The sequence below is a fragment of the Lachnoanaerobaculum umeaense genome, assembly GCF_003589745.1.
GTDB classification, from domain to species: Bacteria; Bacillota; Clostridia; order Lachnospirales; family Lachnospiraceae; genus Lachnoanaerobaculum; species Lachnoanaerobaculum umeaense.
This window is the reverse complement of sequence record NZ_CP032364.1, coordinates 2049338-2071055: the sequence shown is the minus strand read 5'-3', so window position 1 is coordinate 2071055 and position 21718 is coordinate 2049338. Positions and strand designations below refer to the sequence as shown.

Here is a 21718-nt window from a genome sequence, read left to right as displayed (position 1 = left end):
AGCCTTGAGAAACTATAGTCTATGTGCTTTTTAATTTTATGAGAATCTGCCATTAGCCATTTCATAGGTCTCATCAACAAGAGACATTGTGGATTTTCTATGTGAAACCAGTACAATAGTCTTTCCGAAGCTTTCCTCTGAGAGTGACTTTAAGATAATACCTTCATTCAGTACATCAAGATTGCTGGTAGGCTCATCCAGAAGCAGGAAATCACCATCATGTAAGAAGGCTCTGGCAAGTCCTACTCGCTGCTTCTCACCGTCAGAGAGTGAATCACCAAGCTCACCGACATTGGTGTCATAACCATTTGGAAGGCTTGATATAAAATCATGTATACTTGCTTTCTTAGCAGCATTTTGAATCTCTTCAAGAGTTGCACCCTGTTTGGACACTCTTATATTATCTGCAATAGTTCCCTGAAACATCACAGTTTCCTGAGTAACATATCCTGTCATTTCACGAAGATCCTTGGTGTTAACATTCTTAATATTCTTACCTGAAATATGAACTTCACCTGTATTTACATCCCAGAATCTCATTAAAAGCTTCAATAAGGTGGATTTACCGGATCCGCTTACACCATGTATTCCAAGGACCTTACCTTTTTTGATATCCAGTGAGACATTGTCAAGTATGGTCTCTTCACCATATGAAAAGTTTACATTATCAACATCTGCACCTTCAAAGGATGTAGCTTCTTTGTCTGATACTTCTTCCACAGTCGGTACTTCCTCAAGTAATGATAATACACGCTCACCACAGGCAAGAGTCTGATTTAAATTATTTGAGAGAGAAGAGAGAGCAACAGTCGGTCCAAAAGAACTCATCATAGCCAATGTAGCAATAAGCATCTGTGAAAATTCTATGCTCTCATTTTTATAAAGCATCAGCATACAAAAGAACATTAACCATGAGAAAAGCTGTATAACAAGGTTTGTTACAGCTCTTTGAGAACCCTCAAAAAAGCTGAGCTTTTTTTGATTATCAGACAGTTCTAAAGACTTTGAGTCCATCTCATTTAAGCGTATCTTACCTTGATTATACTGTAATATTTCGTCAACACCATACATACTGTTTATGACAAAGTTATTTAGTTCACCTACATTATTTCTAAATTTCATTCCGGCATCTGCACTGCGACTACCGTTCCAAAGAGGAAGAGCAATTCCTACAGTCATGTATGCAAGCAATGAAATAATACCTGCAATAGGATGTTGTGACCATATAAATATAATCATTATAAGAGATGTTATAAAAGCAATGGCTATAGGTGATATGGTATGTGCAAAGAATACCTCCAATAACTCTATATCACTTGTTATAATAGCAATAAGGTTACCTTTTTCCTTACCCTCAAGTTTTGCAGGACAGAGCTTTCTAAGTACTGCAAAAACCTTATGTCTTATAATTGCAAGTATTCTGAATGCGATATAGTGATTACAGTACTGTTCACCATAGTGAAGAATACCCCTTGCAACAGCCATTATGATAAGGGAAATGAATATTGTTCTTGAAAGATTTGGAGCGGAAGTAAAGCCATTATTTAATAGATTATAAAGTCCATACAGTATACCGTAGCCACCTGTAATAGTAAGAAAGATAGCACATAAAAAGCCGATGACTCCCAAAAAAATTCCAAGTAACATAACGCCTGTCAAAGGCTTTACCAAAACAATCAGACTTCTCATAATAGAAAGCCCGGATCTTCTTGTGGTTTGTTTCATTATTGTGCCACCTCCTTTCTTTTTGAGAAATTCTCAAGATTCATCTGCTCTGTAAAGAGTTTTTCATAAGCACCTTTATTATTCATAAGTTCAAAGTGAAGCCCTGATTCTACGATACTTCCGTTCTTAAGCATAAATATCTCATCACTGTTAACAACATTTGCAAGTCTGTGTGATATAAGGATAATGGTTTTTGTCTTTGATAATTCATGTATTACATTCATTATTATCTCTTCACTTCCGGCATCAACATTTGAAGTGGCCTCATCAAAGATATATACAGGTGTATTATGAAGAAGAGCTCTTGCAAGTGAGAGTCTTTGCTTTTGCCCTCCCGAGAGATTGCTTGCATTTGAGGTCAGTTTTGTATCAAGTCCGTCTTGAGAATTGATAAAGGCAAGAAGATTGACCTTTTCCAGCGCCTCATTCATTTCTTTTTCTGTAGCATTTGGATTGCCCATCAAAAGATTTTCTCTTACAGTACCTGCAAATATCCAACTGCGATGTCCCACTAAAGTAAAATGAGAGAGAATTGTTTTGCTTGTAAGTTCGCTATGCTCGTCATTATTTATCTTCAGACTTCCTTTGTATTTAGGATTTCTACCCATAAGTATGCCTGCTATAGTGGATTTACCGGAACCTGAGACACCTACTATTGAAACAAAGGACTTTGGTGCAATAGTCATATCTATTCCATTTAATATGGTCTTACTTGAGTCGTACGAGAAAGAAAGGTTCTCAAGTGATATTTTTATCTCTTTATCACTTATTTCTTTACTACCTCTTTGTTGCTCAGGGAGATCAAGGAATGCAAATATACGATCACTTGCTTTCATTCCGTTCATACCTATATGGAAAAAACTTCCTAAAATTCGCATTGGAAGAAAAAATTCTGCCGCAAGGAATAAGATCATCAGCATTCCAAAAAGAGAAACCTCAGCTTTATAAAACTGTGAAAGGGCACTGATAATTCCTACAGCTGCACCGCCATATGCCACTATATCCATAACAGAGGTACTGTTAAGCTGCATCATCAAAACTTTCATTGTTATTTTTCTAAATTGTTCCGACTCTCTATCCATATCATCTGCAGCAGCTTTATCAGCCTGATATATCTTAAGAGTTGTCATACCTTGCAACTTTTCAAGGAAGCTGTCACCAAGACCGTAATATATGTCAAAGTAATGGCTGAGCAGTTTTTTAGCTACTATCATTACAAGCATTATAACTATGGGTATTAGAGGTACTGCTACAAGAAGAATAACAGCCGATTTCATACTGATTCTCATTACAACTATAAATAGAGTAAGTGGAGCAAGTAGGGAGTAGAAAAACTGACTCAAATATCTGCTAAAATATACTTCAAGCTGTTCCACACCCTCACCTGCCATTTGTACGATTTCAGAGGTATGTACCTGTTCTCTGTAAGCAGGACCTAAGCGAAGTACCTTTTCATAGATACGGTTACGCAAGATTCTCTTTACATTTGCACCGGCATGAAAACTTGCTTTGCTGTAGAGTTTATCACATACTGCTCTTATCAAAGCACCTACAATGACGACAATAACAACTCTTGGAATATGATATTCAAAGGCTGTATCTAAGAAAACTTCCTGAATAAGTCCGGTAATATTTATTGCAATGATTATTTGCATAATAAGAGATATCCATTGCCAAAGAACCTGGTAGAGGATATACTTTCCGGAGCCTTTCAATAGACGAATAAGTCTCATCTTGATCATAAACTAAAGACCTCCATATTATTTTGTAATATCAATAAATATAGTGTGTTTGGAATACATAACTCCAGGCTATATTTTTAATTTAGCTGTTAAAGATGTAAGAGCATGATTTATACACATGACCGGGTGGTAAAACATGATACGCGGTCCCGAATAACGCATTACCTTTTTGATTTTTACTCTCATATCAGGAGAATAACAGTGAACAATACAATTACTGCAAAAACTTTTACTTTCCATAAATGGGCAATGCTCAATTCTTGAGCGTGCATAGTCCATAAGATTCTGACAATCTTTACAGAGAGAGATATTATGGCCATGCTTCCCACGACAGTATATTTCTATCATCCGAGTTACGGCCTGTAATTCATCATGCCTTTTCTTTTCTGCTTTTTCTGAATTCATACAACTTATCCTTTCAATATAGGAAAATGAAAGATTAAATAATAAACGTAGATTATGTATATATAAATATAGCATGATTTAAGGTGTTTTTCTATGATAAAAGATTAGGGAAGCCTAAAAAAATTGACATAAAACTAAATATAGTTAATATTGAGAAGATAAAATCAATATGTAGTACTTGGATTTTTTTAAATTTAATGTATAATAGTATCTAACAGAGTTGCCCAGTCATTGCATTGGGGACCAGGTCGAGATTCTTATCTCGACCTTTTTACAATTTAGGAGATAATATAATGGAATTGAAGCGTCCTCTGACAATTGATGAACAGTTGAGTAAATTAGAGATGCATGGTATAGAAATAGATAATGAATCAGATGCTAATCATATTTTAGAACAAGTAAGTTATTATCGTATTACAGGATATACATTACAGTTTAGAAAAAATCCATCAAGCAGTGATCTTGTTTCAAAACATAAATTATCAGAAATTTACGGTTTATACAAGTTTGATGCTATGCTAAGAACCTTGCTAAGGAAATATCTGGAAATAAATGAGGTGTACTATAAGACACATATCTCTAATATATTTTCTTTGGAAAAGTGTAAAGAATTTCCTCATGATCAACACTACGATGTAAATAATTATTTCAATAAAGATGGATTTAATAGGATAATTGAAAAATTTGAAAAGGAAGAAAAATATTATAATGATAGTTTAATTGTAAAACATCATAAGCAAAATTATAATGGGAAAATGCCGTTATGGGCTATGTTTGAACTTATGTCTTTTTTAAGTGTTTCTATGTTATATAGTGCAATGTTTAAAAGCTCACAAGATAGGATAGCAGTTCGGATTGGCATAGGAAGTAAGACATTGGCTAATCATTTACACTGTATGTCAGTACTTAGAAATAAATGTTCACATGCAGCTAGGCTGATTAATACAAGATATAATCCACCGGCAAAGCTATCAGGAAATTTTTTACGAGACAATCCAAGTGTAAATAATGATTCTTTATTTGCGTATATTATGGTTTTGAAGTATAGATTACCATCAGTCGAGTTAAGAACTGAATTAAAAAATGAACTAATAAAACTTATTGAAAGATTTAACGATATTTTAGACCTGTCATTAATAGGTTTTCCAACAAATTACGAGAGTATATTATAGTTTTATTAAAGTACATGCATTTAATGTATTGAACTTGAAAGGAACATAAACTATGTTTTCAAAAATAAAAGAAAGAGGCTTAAATACAGGTGATTTAAAGTTAATTGCTATTGTGGCAATGACAATAGATCACTTGACATGGCTGCTTTTTCCGGGACTTCAAAGGGTATGGTTTGTATGTGCACTTCATATAATAGGACGACTTACTGCTCCTATTATGTGGTTTTTTATAGCGGAGGGTTCTTATTATACTAAGGACTCTATAAAATACATAAAGCGATTATTTTTATTTGCAATAATATCACATTTTGCATACAGCTTTGCCTTTGGACTTAGCCCATTGCCTTTTAAAAGCGGAATATTCAATCAAACAAGTGTTATATGGTCACTTGCCATAGGTGCAACGCTGATATTTGCAGTGCAAAAGCATAAATTGCCGGGGATTGTAACGGTATTTCTTATAATACTTGCAAATCTGCTTTCATTTCCTGCCGATTGGTCATGTATTGCAGTTATGGTTCCTTTTTTTCTGTATATGCATAGGGGGGATTTTAAAAAGCAGGCAGTGGATTATATTATTTTTGCTTTAGTATATGCGGCTGTTTATTTTATATTCATCGACAGGGTTTATGCGGTATTACAGCTGTTTATTTGTTTGTGTATACCACTACTTAGAATGTATAATGGTGAAGTCGGAAGCAATAAAAGTATGAAATGGTTGTTTTATATATACTATCCGGCACATTTATTTTTAATAGGTTTTATCAGAATATTATTATATGGAAATGTAAATATCTTATTTTAATATAAGGGGGAAATATGGTAAAAGGTTGGAAGGATAAGCTTGAAAATCACGTAAATCTAAATGAGAATATCTTTGTTGATATGAATGTCAAAGGCAATGCAGAGTATGACTTTTGTTGCTTTGGGGTGGATGAAAACGGAAAACTATCAGATGATGGATATATGATTTTCTATAATCAAAGGACAAGTCCTAATGCTGAGCTAAGAGTTGAAGATATAACAGATGGAGTAAGATATACGCTAAATCTTTCAACGCTTCCTGATTTTATTAACAGGCTGGTATTTACTGTAAGTATTGACGGCAATCAGACTATGGGAGAGATGAATAGTCTTGAGACTAAAGTATATCAATCAGGAGATAATGATATTGAAATGAAACTTGGAGGCAAGGATTTCACCAAGGAAAAGGCAGTTATTGTCATGGAAATATACCGCAAAGATGTATGGAGAATAGGTTGCGTGGCAAGTGGCTTTGATGGCGGATTGTCTGCACTTTTGAAATACTTTGGTGGGGAAGAAGTCAAAGATGAGTCAAATCAGAATTTATCATCATCTAATCAAAAGATATTACTTGAAAAGAAAATGGAGAAAGCACCTGAGCTTATAAGCCTTGTAAAGCCACTGGTATTTGAACTAAAGAAAAAGAATCTTGAGTCTACAGTTGCAAAAGTTGGACTTGTTCTTGATATCTCAGGTTCTATGGTACCACGATTTAAGAATGGTACAGTGCAGTCTATTGTAAATAAGACATTGCCTTTGGCGGTACAGTTTGATGATGATGGGGAGCTGGATTTCTGGTTTTATGGCACTACAGCCAGGCAGATGGACAGTGTAAATTTGAAAAATTATACTAAGGCTGTTCCTGACGACTGGAAACATCTGATGATGGAGCTTGGTGGAAGAAATAATGAGCCTATTGTAATGAGAATGGTAGTGGATGAATATAAGGATACAAAGATTCCTGCCTATGTGCTTTTTATCACTGATGGTGGTGTGAATAATAAAAAGGAAATACGAAATATTATTACAGAAGCCTCACATCTTCCTATTTTCTGGCAGTTTGTGGGTGTGGGAGGTAAAAACTATGGTGTGCTTGAAAAACTGGATACAATGACAGGAAGATATGTGGATAATGCCGGATTTTTTGCTTTGGATGATTTTCAAAAGGTATCAAATGAGGAACTTTATGCCAGATTATTGGAAGAATTTCCGGCTTGGCTTGAGGCGATAAGAAAAAAAGGAATGATTTAACATAACGATGCTCAAATACTCTATTTAAATGAGGAAGCCATATAGATAGAGTATTTTTATTTGGTTAAATATATTGACGATAAGAACATATGATAAATCACTCACAAGAAAGATATATTTGCGAATTAATATTTCAAAAAAATATTATAAAATAAATAAAGTTTATGTTATAATATATGTGCAATATAAGTATTTTCTGCATATAGTTAAGGAGGTGGCGGATGTACTATACAATCACATTGAATCCGGCTATTGATATGCTTACAAAGGTCGAGAATTTTGAACTTGGTAAGCTAAATAGAACTGGAGAGTCAGGTTATGTTGTAGGAGGTAAGGGTATAAATATTTCCTTACTGTTAAAAAATATAGGTAAAGAAAGCAAGGCACTGGGATTTATTGCCGGATTTACCGGATATTTTATAAAAGATGAATTGAAGAAAAAGTCAATAAAAACTAATTTTGTCGAAACGAACGGTTTCACAAGAATTAACATCAAATTAACCACCGAGACTGAAACAGAAATAAACTCTCAAAGTAGTAAAGTTAGTGAAGAAAATATTAAAGATTTTTTTGTTACATTGGATGAATTGACAAGTCAGGATACCGTATTCTTATCAGGTAATATAATACCGGGTATGGAAGGTAATGACTTTGTTAGAATAGCAGAAAAAATAAGACAAAAGGGTGCGAAGCTGGTAGTTGACAGCAACAAAGATATGGTTTTAAATACTTTAAAATACAATCCTTTTATTGTAAAGCCAAACGAATTTGAGCTGGGTGAGATGTTTGGAGTAGAGATAAATACCATTGAAGATATAGCAAAGTATGCAAGAAAACTGCAAGAAATGGGAGCAGAAAATGTAATTGTTTCCAGAGGAAGTAAGGGTGCTATACTGTTTGCAAAAAATGGAGAGATTTTAAGTGCAAATACAGCAAAGGGAAAAGTTGTTTCCACTATTGCAGCAGGTGACAGTATGCTTGCTATGTTTGTAGCAAAGTATGATGAAACCGGAGACTATAAGCTCAGCCTACAGTATGCTTCCGCTGCCGGAGGAGCTACTTCATTTTCTGCCGGAGTAGGGGAAAAAGAGTTGATAGATGAGCTTTTAGTTCAAATAAAGGTCGAAGAGATAAGGTTATAGTAAAGGAGAAAGAATAATGGATTTAACACAACTTATTCAATTTGATTTGATTCAATTTGGCTTTTCGGCAACGGATAAAAAAGAAGCTTTGAACAAACTCACAGATATGCTGGTTGAAAAGGGCATAATAGGAAATAAGGATGAATTTTTCAAGGCTCTTTTGGAAAGAGAAAGTCTTTCCACTACAGGAGTAGGTGATGGTATAGCAATACCTCATGCAAAGGCAAGTTGCTTTGAAAAAGCAATGATCATATATGCAAAAAGTGATAGCGGCGTAGAGTGGGAGAGTTTTGATGCTCAGCCGGCTAAGCATATCTTTATGATCTGTGCACCTGCAAATGGAGCTGATGAGCATTTAAAGGCACTTGCAACACTGTCAACAGCTTTGATGAATCCTGATGTTAAAGGAAAGCTTGACAATGCTACAACAAAGGAAGAAGTAAAGACAATTTTTGAAGACTTTGTAAAGTCAACCGAAGAGGTAAAAGAAGAGCCTAAGGAAGAAAGCGGCAGTGAAGGCAAGAAGTACATTATTGCTGTTACAGCCTGTCCTACAGGTATTGCGCATACATTTATGGCAGCAGAAAAGATAAAGGAAGCTGCCAAGGAAATGGGACTTGATGTAAAAGTCGAAACTAATGGACAGATAGGTGTTGAGAATAAACTGACAAAAGAGGATATTGACAGAGCTGTAGGTATTATTGTTGCAGCAGATAAGAAAGTGGAAATTGCAAGATTTGACGGACATCCTACTTTATTTACTAAGGTTGCTGACGGAATAAATAAGCCTAAGGAATTAATTCAAACTGTTTTGGACGGAAATGCAGCTATATATCATCATAGTGGTGAAAAGAGCAGCAGTGAAAGCACAGAGGGTGAGAGTGTAGGAAGAAAGATTTACAAGTATTTGATGGAAGGTGTCAGCAATATGCTGCCATTTGTAGTAGCCGGAGGAATACTTATCGCTCTTTCATTCTTCTGGGGAATCAATGCTTTCAATCCTGAGGATCCAAGCTATAATAAGTTTGCAGAACTTTTGTTCGTTTTAGGTAAGCTTTCATTTAGTATGATGCTTCCTATCTTGGCAGGTTTCATAGGAAGAAGTATTGCTGACAGACCAGGATTTATAGTAGGTATGGTAGGTGGAATCTTAGCAAATCCAAGTATACTTGGATTGCAGAGTGCAGAATGGCTAAGCTATACACCTTCAGGATTTTTGGGAGCCTTAGTAGCCGGATTTTTGGCCGGAGGTATAATATTTGCACTAAGATATGCATTTTCTTGGATTCCACGATCACTTGATGGAATAAAGCCCATATTCCTGTTTCCGGTACTTGGATCATTTATAATGGGTGTGCTGATGCTCTTTGTAATAAATGCGCCAATGGCATTTATTATGACATCATTTAGGAACTTTATTGAAAGTATGAGTGGTGGTGAAAAGATTGTCTTAGGCTTTGTGGTAGGTTCAATGATGGCCATAGATATGGGTGGCCCTATAAATAAGGCTGCATATGTTACAGCTACAGCCCTTGTTACTACATCCGGTACAGCAGGAAGTGATGTTATGGCAGCAAGTATGGTAGGAGGTATGGTACCACCGCTTGCTATCGCACTTTCAGCTACAGTTTATAAGAACCTTTGGCCTGAAGCACAAAGAGGAAGTGCTTTAGTAAACTATGTAATGGGATTTGCCTTTATAACAGAGGGAGCAATACCTTTTGCGGCAAGTAATCCTCTAAGAGTCATACCACCATTATTTCTATCAAGTGGTGTTGCAGGTGCTCTGAGTATGATTTTTAGTTGCAGATCCAAGGCTCCACATGGTGGAATGTTCGCAGTTTTAGTAGGTGCTGTTACAAATCCGGTAATGTATATTATCGCTTTGGTTATAGGAACTGTTATGGGAGCATTCCTTTTGATAGTATCACTGAATCTTGGAAAAAAGAAAGAAAACTAGAAATTACAGGCCTATGGGTTTTACCATAGGCCTGTTTATGAGTTAGAATATTTAAAATTGAATGGAGATAAGATGGAATTTAGAGCAATGAGAAGATTTAAACAGCTGCTGTCAAAAGAGGAGTGCGTTGAAATACTAAGGAGTGCACCAAGAGGAGTTATAGCTATGAATGGTGAGAACGGATATCCTTATGCTGTTACGATAAATCAATATTTTGATGAAACTGACGGTAGAATATATTTTCACGGTGCACTGCAAGGGCTTAAGGTAGATCTTTTGGGAAAGGATAACAAGGTATGTTTTACAACTACAGATGAGGGTCATATAGAAGATGGAGACTGGGCAAATACATTTAAAAGTGTTGTATGTCTGGGGCATGTAGAAGAAATGAGAGACAAGGAAAAGATATATGAGCAGCTGAGGAGACTTGCTAAAAGATTTTATCCAAGTCCGGAATCCATTGAAAAGGAAATTGAAAGTGCAGGCAGCAGAGTGAAAATGTATGTAATGAGTATTGATCATATGACCGGTAAACTGGTGCATGAAAAGTAAAAAGGCTTTATATATGTGGAATAAGCGGATAGATTAGTATATAATTGGGATATAAATAAATGGAGGTAGTATAGTGCCTTTTAAGATTATAAGAAATGATATTACTAATGTAAAAGCGGATGCCATTGTAAATACAGTAAATCCTTACGGTTTTATCGGACGTGGAGTTGAGACCGCCATATATAATGCGGCAGGAATTAAAGAGCTTTTAGAGGAGCGAAGAAAGCTTGGAAATTTATATCCGGGGGATGTCGGTATTACACCTGCATTCAATCTTGATGCCAAATACATTATTCATGTAAGCGGTCCTGTTTGGAAGGACGGAAGAAGTAACGAACTTACTATACTTAGGCAGTGTTATGACAAAGCGTTGCATATGGCAGTTGAAAATAATTGCAAATCTATTGCATTTCCTTTGCTTGCAACAGGTACATACAGATTTCCGGAAGAAATCGGTGTAGTTATAGCTGTAGAAGCCTTCACGGAATTTTTAAAAGAGTATGAAATAGAAATATTTCTTGTGGTTTTCGGAAGTGATGCGGTACGGGTTTCCGGTATTCTGGTGGATAAAGTTATAGAGTTTATAGATGATGACTATGTAGTAGCAGCAAATGCTACAGAGCATCTGCCGGTAGATGAAGATTACGACACATATGAAGATGATTATCACAATGAAGATGATGAGGAATATTTTGGTTACAAAGAGCCTCCATATCAGGATTGGAATGCAAGAGAAACAGAAGTAAGCGAACTTCAACAGGAGTATATGCCTTCATCTTTAAACATACCGGATTTCTTGAGAAAGAGGAAGCCTGAGAATATTTCCGAATCACTGGAGGATGCATTAAAGAATATATATAAGGAATCTTTTGAAAAACATTTACAGCAGCTTATAAACAAAAAGGGATTCAAAAACTCTGAGGTTTACGCAACTTCAAATATATCAAAGCAGTATTTTTCAAAGCTTTTAAAGGGAAAGGTAAAGCCTTCAAAAGAAAAAGTACTGGCACTTGCAGTCGGACTTAGATTGAATATTGATGAGACTGTGGATTTTTTAAGAATTGCAGGGTATGCACTTTCACCTATTTCACAGACCGACAAGGTGGTGGAATACTTTATAAAAAATAAAGATTACAATGTAATAAAAATAGATATTGTTCTTTTTGACTTTGGATTGGAACCACTTTCAAGCTAAATTAAAAGGTCGCCTTAGGGTTGACCTTTTTTCTTTTGATTGATGTATCATAAGACTACAAAACAAATTTGAAGGAGAAATCTTATGAAAAAGACATTAACAGAAATAGTTTATATTTTGGACAGAAGTGGATCGATGAGCGGATTGGAAGCAGATACTATAGGTGGATTCAATTCAATGATTAAAAAGCAAAAGGATACAGAAGAGAGTGCATATATTTCAACAGTGCTATTTGATGATAGAAGCAAGGTGATTCATGACAGAGTACCTATTGAGAAAGTTGATGAAATAACATCTAAAGAATATTTTGTAAGAGGAACTACAGCACTTTTAGATGCAGTAGGTGGAGCAATTAGACATATTGTAAATATTCATAAATATGCAAGAAAAGAAGACAGGCCGAATAAAACTATATTTGTCATTATAACGGACGGAATGGAAAATGCAAGTAGGTATTATAATTACGAACAGGTAAAGAGAATGATTGAAAAAGAAAAGAATAAATATGGCTGGGAATTTATATTTATCGGAGCAAATATTGATGCCTGTGCTGAAGCTGAAAGATTTGGAATACGAAGAGAAAGAGCTGTCAACTATATGCATGACAATATAGGCACGAAGCTGATATATGAAGGAGTGTCACAGGCTATGTGCTCCGCAATGGAAGCAGATTCTTCAATGGTTATGGAAGAGAGTTTATCTAATAATAAATGGAAAAAAGAAATAGTTTTTGATTATTTAAAGCGTAAGAAATAAAACATAGTATCAGATTAAAAATATGCCAACATATATGATACTTACAGGAGCGAACGGTGCAGGAAAGTAAACTTTGTATATTCTATTACAGCAGGAAAATCATTATTTGGTAATAACTGCTTATTGATAAACAGTATATTAAATAATGGAAATTAACATTGATAAAGGAGAAATAAATTGCCTTTGCACTCATTTGATAGATACATGAATGGATTCATGCTATAATGGAAGCTGTGTGATATTGTAGCATAGATGTGTGAAAGTATCGCATAGAAAGAAATTAAATATAAGAGAGGTATTAATCATATGAAGAAATTAGTAGGAGTTATATTAACCGGAGTTTTATTAACAGCTGTAGGTTGCTCAAATACAAATACTGCGAATACTAATGACGGTTCAGCAAAGGAAAATATTTCAAGTAGTGCTGAAACAACTGTGAAGGCGGAGGCAGGTGAGGAGAGCAAAAATGAAGGAAGTTATACACATATTGATCAGGAAACAGCAAAACAGATGATGGCTAATGAGGACGGTCATGTAATAGTTGATGTTAGAAGTCAGGATGAGTATGCAGCAGGACATATTCCGGGGGCTATATGTATACCAAATGAAAGTATAACAAATACACAGCCTGCAGAACTCCAGGATTTTGATCAAGTAATATTGGTATATTGCAGAAGTGGAAATCGTAGCAGACAGGCTTCGCAAAAACTTGCTGATATGGGATATACAAATGTATATGATTTTGGTGGTATCAATGATTGGACAGGAGAAACAGTTTCAGAAAAATAAAAATCAATTACAATATCAACTCGATCTAAAGCAATTATAAAGGGGTACCATGGTTGGAAAGTATAAAGTGATTACTCTATGTGGAAGTACAAGATTCAAGGATGAATTTATTGAGGCACAAAAGAAGCTTACACTTGAAGGGAATATTGTCATAAGTGTTGGACTTTTCGGTCATTGTGGAGATACAGAAGTTTGGGATGGCATGGATGAGGGCACACTTTCAAAAACAAAAGAAATGCTTGATGATATGCATAAGAGAAAAATTGATATGGCAGATGAAATCTATGTCATCAACAAAGATGGATATATCGGAGAGAGTACAAAATCTGAAATAGAGTATGCAAGACTTAATAATAAAGCAGTACATTACCTTGTGGATAAAAATTTCATATAGGGCTTTTTAGCAGAATATGATAAAACTATATGAGAGAATGGAAAATGGAATGGATTAGAAGATCGATGACTTTTTTGAAGATAAGGATGACTTTCCCGACTTTTTCTAAGTATTAGAGACCAAATTTAAAATACAGAGTGATTACGGAGAGTATTGATGAAAAAAGGTGGTAATTTGATGAAGAAGATTTGCTTTACAAAAGATATGGAGTTTACATATGAAGATTAAGAAAATGGGATATTTACTTGTATTTATATGTGCTGCCATTCTTAGTATCTACAGTTTTTCTTTATTAGCTGAAAAGACTTATATATTATTTGATATCGGTGAGATAGAAACTAAGATGCTTTATTTCGAACATATATTGCTTTTTGTTATATTTTATTTGATATTAAGATTTGTAAAAAACAATTATATAAGACTGATAGGTATAGGAATTTTTAGCCTGATGTATATGATATTACATCAGGCTGCCACCGCTTTTATAGTAGATTGTATTTATGTTTTGGTTTTGATTTGGCTTGGTGAGATAATACTGGCAAAAGCAAGGAAAAGCCATTTGGAAGAGAGCAATATAGTGCGTTATTTGAACAGTTTTATGATAGGAAGCTTAGCCTATATCATATCTGTTTGTATTCTTTCAGCCTTACACATTGCCTCAAAAAAAGAAGTGAGATATTTTACTATAGGACTTGCGATAGCTGTAGTGGCGGGATATATTTTACTTAGTTTTTTAAAAATCATATTGCCAATGAATAAAGCCGGTAGTAATGAAATATCGGATAAGAAAAATAAGAATTTTTTCTGTATCGGTTCAGCAATATCACTTTCAGCAATACTTTTACAAATCGGAAGAATCAATATTACTCTGGATTATGATTCTTTAAGATATGGCCTAAGAAGCCTATCAGTACTTGTTGGAGATACCGGTATATATGACAATCTTGGAACGGTAAATGATGTATATGTTTATCCAAAGGGACTGGAGATACTTACACTTGTATTGAATACTAAAAAAAGCTTTGGGTTTGTACTTAGTTTCTCTTATATAAGTGCAATAATGGTACTGCTTACAGTATTTGAGATAGTCAGAGTGTGCGGTAATAAAAGAGATGATAATTCATGGCTTGCAGTGGTGTTGGTATCTGTGACACCTGCAATTATGAATATGGGCATATCAGCAAAAACTGATATGATTACACTTTTAATGCAACTAATATCAATATTGAATATGTGTCTATATGTAAAGAAAAGACAGAGCCATTACATAACATTTGCATTGATAGCATTACTTGCAAGCCTTATATATAAACCGACAAGCCTGTTGTTTAGCTTTGGAATAGGAATTGCAAATATTATTTATCTTATTGGAGATTTAATAAAGAATAAGAATAAAATCAAAAATATATTCAGATTTGCGTATTTACTTATTTTTCCAATAGTTGCTATAGTATTTGTATATGCAAGAACATATATACTTACAGGACATATCATTACCTCAGTATATTCATCTGTATGGTATAAGCTTGGAATAGAGACAAAATATCCTTATACCATTGGAGATTATAGAAGCGCCGGTATGAATATGTCATCAGGTGAAAGCATAGATATATTGTACAGATTATTCCAGCTTTTCATATCACCGACAAATGAAACACATATTTACATTGCATCACCAACGGTAATTATATCAGTACTATTTGTGTTGATGCCGGTATATACTATAAAATTTTGGTTTAAAAATAATGATAAAAGAGATATATTCTCATATATCTTCATAGTTCTAATAGTAGATATCGGAGTAAGTCTACTTAGTTTATTTATATTAAATCAGGTAGATGGCAATTATTTCATTTTATTGTTTGTACTGGTGATAATAATGGTATGTTTTTTGGTGGATAAGGATCAAGTAAAGAGTTTATTCTACTCACTTTTGCCATGTATAATGTTTGCATTACTTATAATGGGAGTAACTAACTGGGCAGGCATAAGGGGATTGACTGAAAATCCAAAAAGTATGAGAGATCTCGGGATTTATAATCACCATGATAGGTATATTGATAAAGAAATATTGGAAAATACAGATAGCAGTTTTGTGGATATATATATGGATCTTACTGCAATGGGAAATCCCAGAACTCTTTTGTTATCTGAGGACGATTTACTTAAGGTATTGGGATTAGATATCAGAACATACACTGATATAACAGGTAGTGGAGGGAACTCCGCTGTGGTGAGAACTTTGGATAATTTCAAAGTATATCTTAACTATGCACAGATAAAATATATTTGTGTAGATGATGAGTATCTTGAAGGTCGAGAAAGAGCTGCGGACGTTGTAATATATTTGCTGGAGGATGGAAGTACTGAAGTTTATAGAGATTATGGAGATGTGGTGCTCTATAAAGTGATGATAAATTAATAAAGGCTGTCGCACTACGTAATTTGATATGCTCCCTTCTAGGTAGAAAAGAGAAAAAATAAAATCTCTTACTGCCCGGAGGGGAGCATTTTATGTCTATTTTATTTACCAAATTTTAAGTATATGCTGCATCATAAGACTTACAGCTGTAATACCTATCCAACATATGCCACCAAGTATAATAGGCTTGCCACCGGATTTTATAAGCTTAATCAGATTGCTGTTTAGTCCAATTGCAGCCATTGCCATAATTATACAGAACTTGCTGAAATCCTTTAGAGGTGTAAAGGAATGTGAAGGCACACCTGCATTTAAAGCAATGGTAGTTATAATAGATGCAACAATAAAATATATTATAAATATCGGAAATAATTTTTTCAGATTAAATACTGACTGATTATCATTTGATCTTTTTGCATTTATAATTGCAAGCACCAAAGTAATGGGAATTATTGCCAGTGTCCTGGTAAGTTTTACAGTAACCGCCTTATCAAGAGTCTGAGTGCCAAGATTCCACATACTGTCCCAAGTGGAAGCAGCAGCAGTCACAGAGGAAGTATCATTTATTGCAGTGCCTGAGAATATTCCAAAAGCCTCTCCGCTTAGAGTATCAAATCCAATCATCTTGCCAAATATAGGAAAGAGCAATGCAGCCAATACATTGAAAAAGAAAATAACAGATATCGCCTGTGCCACCTCATCATCATCAGCATTTATTACAGGTGCGGTAGCGGCTATGGCAGAACCTCCACATATTGAAGAACCAACACCTACAAGAGTTGAAATATTGCCAGGGATCTTCATAAGCTTATGTAAAATAAAGGCAATTATAAGTGCGGTAGATATTGTGCATATGATTATAGGGAGGGATTGTCTGCCGGTTTGAAGTACAACACTTAAATTGAGACCAAATCCAAGGAAAACCACAGCTGCCTGTAAAATATACTTTGAAGTGAACTTTATTCCACTATCTGCCCTACCCTTATCATTCCAAAAAAGTGTGATAATCATGCCTGCAATAATCGCAATAACCGGACCGCCGATTATAGGAAATCTCTTCCCCAGAAACCACGCCGGCAGAGTAATGAGAAAACATATAAGCATACCAAATAAGTTTTTTGATAAGAAAGATTTTATTGAATTCATATTAATGTCCTTTCTGAATTTTATAGTATGATTATAGTACAATGGGGGGAGAAAAAATAGAAGGAATATTGGAGATATTTTGAACAAGAGGTATTACAAATTCTCTTGAGGTAGTAGAGAAGATAAAATATATGAAGCTATTTTTAAATTAAATATACCTCTAATGCTTTCAAAGATAGTATATGCTATGGATGAAATGCAAGTATCAATAATAGGGTAATCACTTTCAAATGTAGGTGAGCAAAAAATAGAAGATCTAAAAAGTATTTTGATACCATTGGCAAGTCCATATTTTTATGCCAAAATATATGACGAGGCAAAAGAGATATGTTAACATGTATTATGATAAAAAGAGAGCAATTAAATGGAATGACAGTATAAAGTCTTTGCTTAAAGAGATTTATATAATTAGGAGGGTTGATAAAATGATTAGAAAATATAAGTTTCCCGGAGAAGGATCTTTGGAATTTGATGATAACAAAACAGTAAGCGAATTGCTTGAATATGCATTTGACAAGTTTGGTTATTATGAACCTTTTGGAATGGATACAGTGACGCTTTATCAAATTAGCCCTCCACATTTTGTATTAGATACAAGTAAATTATGTTGTGAGGAAATAGAGGGTCCAGATTGGCTTTGCTTTGCATACCATATTCCGGGATTTTTATATTATGCAGAGGGTGGATGGGGACATCATATGCATGAACTTATAAATCATCCGGTATTTAATGATCCTGTATCTCTTATACTTAAATTTGAAGATTTTCGTCATACTGTGGTTTTTGAAGGAACGCATACATTTAGAGAAGTTATAAATCTTCTTATGGAAGTTGGATATATAGATACTGAAATCAGATATATAAAAGCTTGGGTTATGGCATATCCTAAAACGAATTATTCAGAATATATATACTTATCAGATCCTATTTTAGATGCACCAATGACAGAGTTTGAAAAAACATTACCTACTGATGGAATTGTAACTTTAATACTGGGTGATTATTGATAAGAATAAATAGGTAAAATTGTTTATGTAAGATGTACAGATACAATCTGTATACAAATTAGTTAGATTTTTATAGAAAGGTAGATTATGACAGGCGAATTAAAAAATAAAATAGACGGATTATGGGAGATATTTTGGACAGGGGGTATTACAAATCCTCTCGAGGTTGTAGAGCAGATGACATATCTGATGTTTATCAGAGATATAGACAGTGCTGACAATATAAGAGCAAAAGAGGCAAATATGCTCGGATTACCTTTTAAGAGTATTTTTGATGGAGAGGTAGTGATAGGGGATAGAAAAGTAGAGGGTGAACAGCTTAAGTGGTCTGTTTTCCATGATTTTCCGGCACAAAGAATGTACAGCATAATGCAGGAATGGGTATTCCCATTTATAAAAAATCTTCATGGTGATAAAAACAGTGCCTATAGTAAGTATATGGGAGATGCAATATTTAAAGTAAATACTCCTCTAATGCTTTCAAAGATAGTGGATGCCATGGATGAGATATATGCCATTATGGACAAGGAGCAAAAGGCTGATGTCAGAGGAGATGTATATGAGTACCTGCTATCAAAACTTGAGAAATCAGGTGTAAACGGACAATTCAGAACACCAAGAAATATAATAAGAATGATGGTAGAGATGATGGATCCACATCCAAATGAGACTATTTGTGATCCGGCATGTGGTACATCAGGATTTCTAGTAATGAGTGGAGAATACTTAAAGGAAAAGTACAAAAAAGAAGTACTTATGGATAAAAAGAATAAAGAACACTTTATGAATAATATGTTCTATGGATTTGATATGGATAGAACTATGCTTCGCATAGGTGCTATGAATATGATGACTCATGGTATTGAAAATCCCTGCATAGAATATAGGGACAGTTTATCCGATCAAAATACTGATAAGGATAAGTACTCTCTTATACTTGCAAATCCGCCATTTAAGGGAAGCCTTGATGCTGATATAGTATCTACTGATATTCTAAAAATATGTAAGACTAAAAAAACAGAACTTTTATTCCTTGCACTTTTTATAAGAATGCTAAAAATAGGTGGAAGATGTGCCTGCATAGTACCTGACGGTGTGCTTTTCGGTTCTTCCAATGCTCATAAGGCTATAAGAAAAGAATTGATAGAAAATCAAAAGCTGGAGGCAGTAATATCAATGCCTTCCGGAGTATTTAAGCCGTATGCGGGAGTATCCACAGGTATACTTATCTTTACAAAGACAGGTCATGGAGGAACAGATAATGTATGGTTCTATGATATGACAGCAGACGGCAAGAGTCTGGATGATAAGAGATCACCTATAGAAGAGAATGATATTCCTGATATTATAGCTAGGTTCAAAAACCTTGATGGTGAAAAGGACAGAAAGCGTACTGATAAGTCTTTTATGGTACCTAAGAGTGAAATTATAGAAAAAGATTATGATCTATCTATCAATAAATATAAGGAAGTTGAGTATATACCGGTAGAATATCCGCCAACATCTGAGATTCTGGATGAAATAGAGAGATTGAATGAGCAGATAATGGAAGAGACCAGAGTCTTGAGAGAATTATTGAAAGGGACCTCAAATTAAAGTTTGTAGAATTATATTCTACGGAGGAAGGATATAAGGCACTTACATTTGAGGATACAGTGCTGATAAGGGAAGAGCTTTCACCTCTTATTTTGCCGGAAGATGATGAAATCAGTGCAGTTCGTTTCGATGCATTGATGTATGGCATAGAGCTTGCATGTCTTGCAGGTAAATCATATAAGAGGTTTGTTACTGATTTAAGGAAGAATGCGAAAAAACTTGCAAGTATTGCTAATATTGCAGAGATAAATGAACAATCAGATCTTATAGAGGATATACTACATACTGACTACATAGAGGGATGTGGTGTAAACGAGTTTGAGATAATAAGAGAAAAGCTTCGTGGACTGATGAAGTATATTCCAAAGGGAGGTATTATATATGATACTAACTTTACTGATGATATTATTTCCATAGAGTGGAATGATTCAGATCTTGAAAGTGATTCGCTGAAAAACTATCGTGCTAAGGCTGAATATTATATTAAAGAGCATCAGAACAATGAGGTTATAAAAAAGTTAAAATCAAATGTTCCATTAAGCAAGGATGATATAAAAGAACTTGAAAAAGTGCTTTGGTCAGAGCTTGGAACGAAAGAGGAATATGAGAAGGAGTATGGGCAAAAGCCATTGGGAGAGTTAGTTCGAGAAATAGTCGGTCTTGATATGAATGCAGCAAAAGAAGCATTTTCAGAGTATCTTGAGAATAGTAATCTTGACAGTAGACAGATTTACTTTGTAAATCAGATTGTAGAGTATATAGTTCACAATGGACTGATGAAGGATTTATCTGTATTACAAGATACTCCATTTACAGATCAGGGAAGTATAGTTGAAATATTCACTGATGCAGGTGTATGGATAAATATCAAAAGGATTATTGATAGCATTAATGAGAATGCTGCTGCGTAGTAATAGTATTTTGACACACATTATGCTGTATAAAATTAGACACTAATACGAGGATACCGGAAACTCAAACTTGATTTCAAAACAAAAAAGCATCACATTGTAGATGCCTTTAGATAATAAGATTCATGATTTATTATTACCAAATTACGAAAAGCTGGTATTAGTAATACTATATTTAAAATGGGATTACTAAAGATTTATATTATATAAACATATTAAAATCTTTGACAGTGACTTTATCTATATAACATTCTGAAAGAAAGTATGATAAAATAGTCTATATTTTTAAATAAGGAGAATACTATGTTGGAAGTAGGAATAAAGGGACAAAGAGAAACTATTGTAGCAAAGGAAAATACTGCAGCAGGTATAGGAAGTGGAAGTTTGGAAGTGTTTTCAACTCCAATAATGATACTTTTGATGGAGGAGTCATGCTTTATGAGTGTAGCAGACAAGCTTGATGAGGGCTTTACTACTGTAGGTATTTCTGTTAATGTAAAGCATTTATCAGCTACACCACTTGGAATGAAAATAGTAGTTAAGTCTGAACTTACTAAAGTAGATGGAAGAGCTCTCACATTCAAGGTTGAGGCATATGATGAAAGGGGACTTATTGGTGAAGGAATTCACGAAAGATTTATTGTAAATAATGAAAAATTCCAGACAAAGACTGACGGTAAGTTAGACAAATAAGTAAATGTGCAGAAGGGTAAAACCGACTGCACTTCTTTTATTTTAAGACTATCTTT

Annotated in this window: 18 protein-coding genes and 1 pseudogene; 15 read left to right on the top strand and 4 right to left on the bottom strand. The window is 34.4% G+C overall.

Annotation, left to right across the window (positions count from 1 at the left end; all coding sequences use genetic code 11):
* Positions 1-36: 36 nt before the first annotated feature.
* The 3 genes from D4A81_RS09545 to D4A81_RS13840 form a co-directional block, all read right to left on the bottom strand.
* Positions 37-1725 carry an amino acid ABC transporter ATP-binding/permease protein gene (locus D4A81_RS09545; protein ID WP_111525325.1) on the bottom strand — a complete coding sequence of 563 codons (1689 nt, stop codon included), beginning with the start codon at positions 1723-1725 and terminating at the stop codon, positions 37-39.
* Positions 1725-3467: an ABC transporter ATP-binding protein/permease gene (locus D4A81_RS09540; RefSeq protein WP_111525326.1), complete on the bottom strand. Its 1743-nt coding sequence runs from the start codon at positions 3465-3467 to the stop codon at positions 1725-1727. Before D4A81_RS09540 ends, D4A81_RS09545 begins: the two co-directional genes overlap by 1 nt.
* Positions 3468-3536: 69 nt before the next feature.
* Positions 3537-3815 carry a nitrous oxide-stimulated promoter family protein gene (locus tag D4A81_RS13840; RefSeq protein ID WP_408609887.1) on the bottom strand — a complete coding sequence of 93 codons (279 nt, stop codon included), beginning with the start codon at positions 3813-3815 and terminating at the stop codon, positions 3537-3539.
* A gap of 350 nt (positions 3816-4165) precedes the next feature.
* On the opposite strand from D4A81_RS13840, the gene D4A81_RS09530 reads away from it, so the two are divergent.
* The 11 genes from D4A81_RS09530 to D4A81_RS09480 all read left to right on the top strand — a co-directional run bounded on the left by D4A81_RS09530 (position 4166) and on the right by D4A81_RS09480 (position 16309).
* Positions 4166-5044 (top strand): Abi family protein, encoded by an 879-nt coding sequence (locus D4A81_RS09530; protein WP_111525328.1) that lies wholly within the window; start codon positions 4166-4168, stop codon positions 5042-5044.
* Positions 5045-5096: 52 nt separating this feature from the next.
* A complete protein-coding gene (locus D4A81_RS09525) occupies positions 5097-5849 on the top strand; it encodes a TraX family protein (RefSeq protein ID WP_111525329.1) in 753 nt (250 codons plus the stop codon).
* Between the two features lie 14 nt (positions 5850-5863).
* Positions 5864-7099 carry a VWA domain-containing protein gene (locus tag D4A81_RS09520; protein ID WP_111525330.1) on the top strand — a complete coding sequence of 412 codons (1236 nt, stop codon included), beginning with the start codon at positions 5864-5866 and terminating at the stop codon, positions 7097-7099.
* Positions 7100-7320: 221 nt separating this feature from the next.
* Positions 7321-8241, top strand: a complete 921-nt coding sequence (gene pfkB, locus D4A81_RS09515) for a 1-phosphofructokinase (protein WP_111525331.1) — start codon at positions 7321-7323, stop codon at positions 8239-8241.
* Between the two features lie 16 nt (positions 8242-8257).
* The gene (locus tag D4A81_RS09510; protein ID WP_111525332.1) at positions 8258-10201 is read left to right on the top strand and encodes a PTS fructose transporter subunit IIABC; all 1944 of its coding nucleotides are present in this window, start codon (positions 8258-8260) and stop codon (positions 10199-10201) included.
* A gap of 72 nt (positions 10202-10273) precedes the next feature.
* Positions 10274-10753, top strand: coding sequence for a pyridoxamine 5'-phosphate oxidase family protein (locus D4A81_RS09505; protein WP_111525333.1), 480 nt, complete (start codon positions 10274-10276; stop codon positions 10751-10753).
* Between the two features lie 73 nt (positions 10754-10826).
* Positions 10827-11948 (top strand): macro domain-containing protein, encoded by a 1122-nt coding sequence (locus D4A81_RS09500; protein ID WP_111525334.1) that lies wholly within the window; start codon positions 10827-10829, stop codon positions 11946-11948.
* Between the two features lie 84 nt (positions 11949-12032).
* Positions 12033-12704 (top strand): vWA domain-containing protein, encoded by a 672-nt coding sequence (locus D4A81_RS09495; protein WP_111525335.1) that lies wholly within the window; start codon positions 12033-12035, stop codon positions 12702-12704.
* 306 nt (positions 12705-13010) lie between these two features.
* Positions 13011-13493, top strand: a complete 483-nt coding sequence (locus D4A81_RS09490) for a rhodanese-like domain-containing protein (RefSeq protein WP_111525336.1) — start codon at positions 13011-13013, stop codon at positions 13491-13493.
* Between the two features lie 49 nt (positions 13494-13542).
* Positions 13543-13887: a hypothetical protein gene (locus tag D4A81_RS09485; RefSeq protein WP_111525337.1), complete on the top strand. Its 345-nt coding sequence runs from the start codon at positions 13543-13545 to the stop codon at positions 13885-13887.
* A 217-nt stretch (positions 13888-14104) separates the two neighbouring features.
* Positions 14105-16309, top strand: coding sequence for a glycosyltransferase family 39 protein (locus D4A81_RS09480; protein ID WP_111525338.1), 2205 nt, complete (start codon positions 14105-14107; stop codon positions 16307-16309).
* A gap of 105 nt (positions 16310-16414) precedes the next feature.
* On the opposite strand, the gene D4A81_RS09475 is transcribed toward D4A81_RS09480, so the two are convergent.
* Complete coding sequence (locus D4A81_RS09475; protein ID WP_111525339.1) at positions 16415-17455, bottom strand: YeiH family protein; 1041 nt, start codon at positions 17453-17455, stop codon at positions 16415-16417.
* A 425-nt stretch (positions 17456-17880) separates the two neighbouring features.
* Between D4A81_RS09475 and D4A81_RS09470 the strand changes: the two genes are divergently transcribed.
* The 4 genes and pseudogenes from D4A81_RS09470 (at position 17881) to D4A81_RS09455 (ending at position 21662) form a co-directional block, all read left to right on the top strand.
* Positions 17881-18462, top strand: coding sequence for a hypothetical protein (locus D4A81_RS09470; protein WP_146247003.1), 582 nt, complete (start codon positions 17881-17883; stop codon positions 18460-18462).
* 87 nt (positions 18463-18549) lie between these two features.
* A complete protein-coding gene (locus D4A81_RS09465) occupies positions 18550-20058 on the top strand; it encodes a class I SAM-dependent DNA methyltransferase (RefSeq protein ID WP_330405118.1) in 1509 nt (502 codons plus the stop codon).
* A pseudogene (locus D4A81_RS09460) lies at positions 20055-20969 on the top strand (type I restriction-modification enzyme R subunit C-terminal domain-containing protein); the annotation flags it as partial. The gene D4A81_RS09465 and the pseudogene D4A81_RS09460, both read left to right, overlap by 4 nt.
* A 303-nt stretch (positions 20970-21272) precedes the next feature.
* Positions 21273-21662, top strand: coding sequence for a thioesterase family protein (locus tag D4A81_RS09455; protein ID WP_111525342.1), 390 nt, complete (start codon positions 21273-21275; stop codon positions 21660-21662).
* Positions 21663-21718 lie beyond the last annotated feature (56 nt).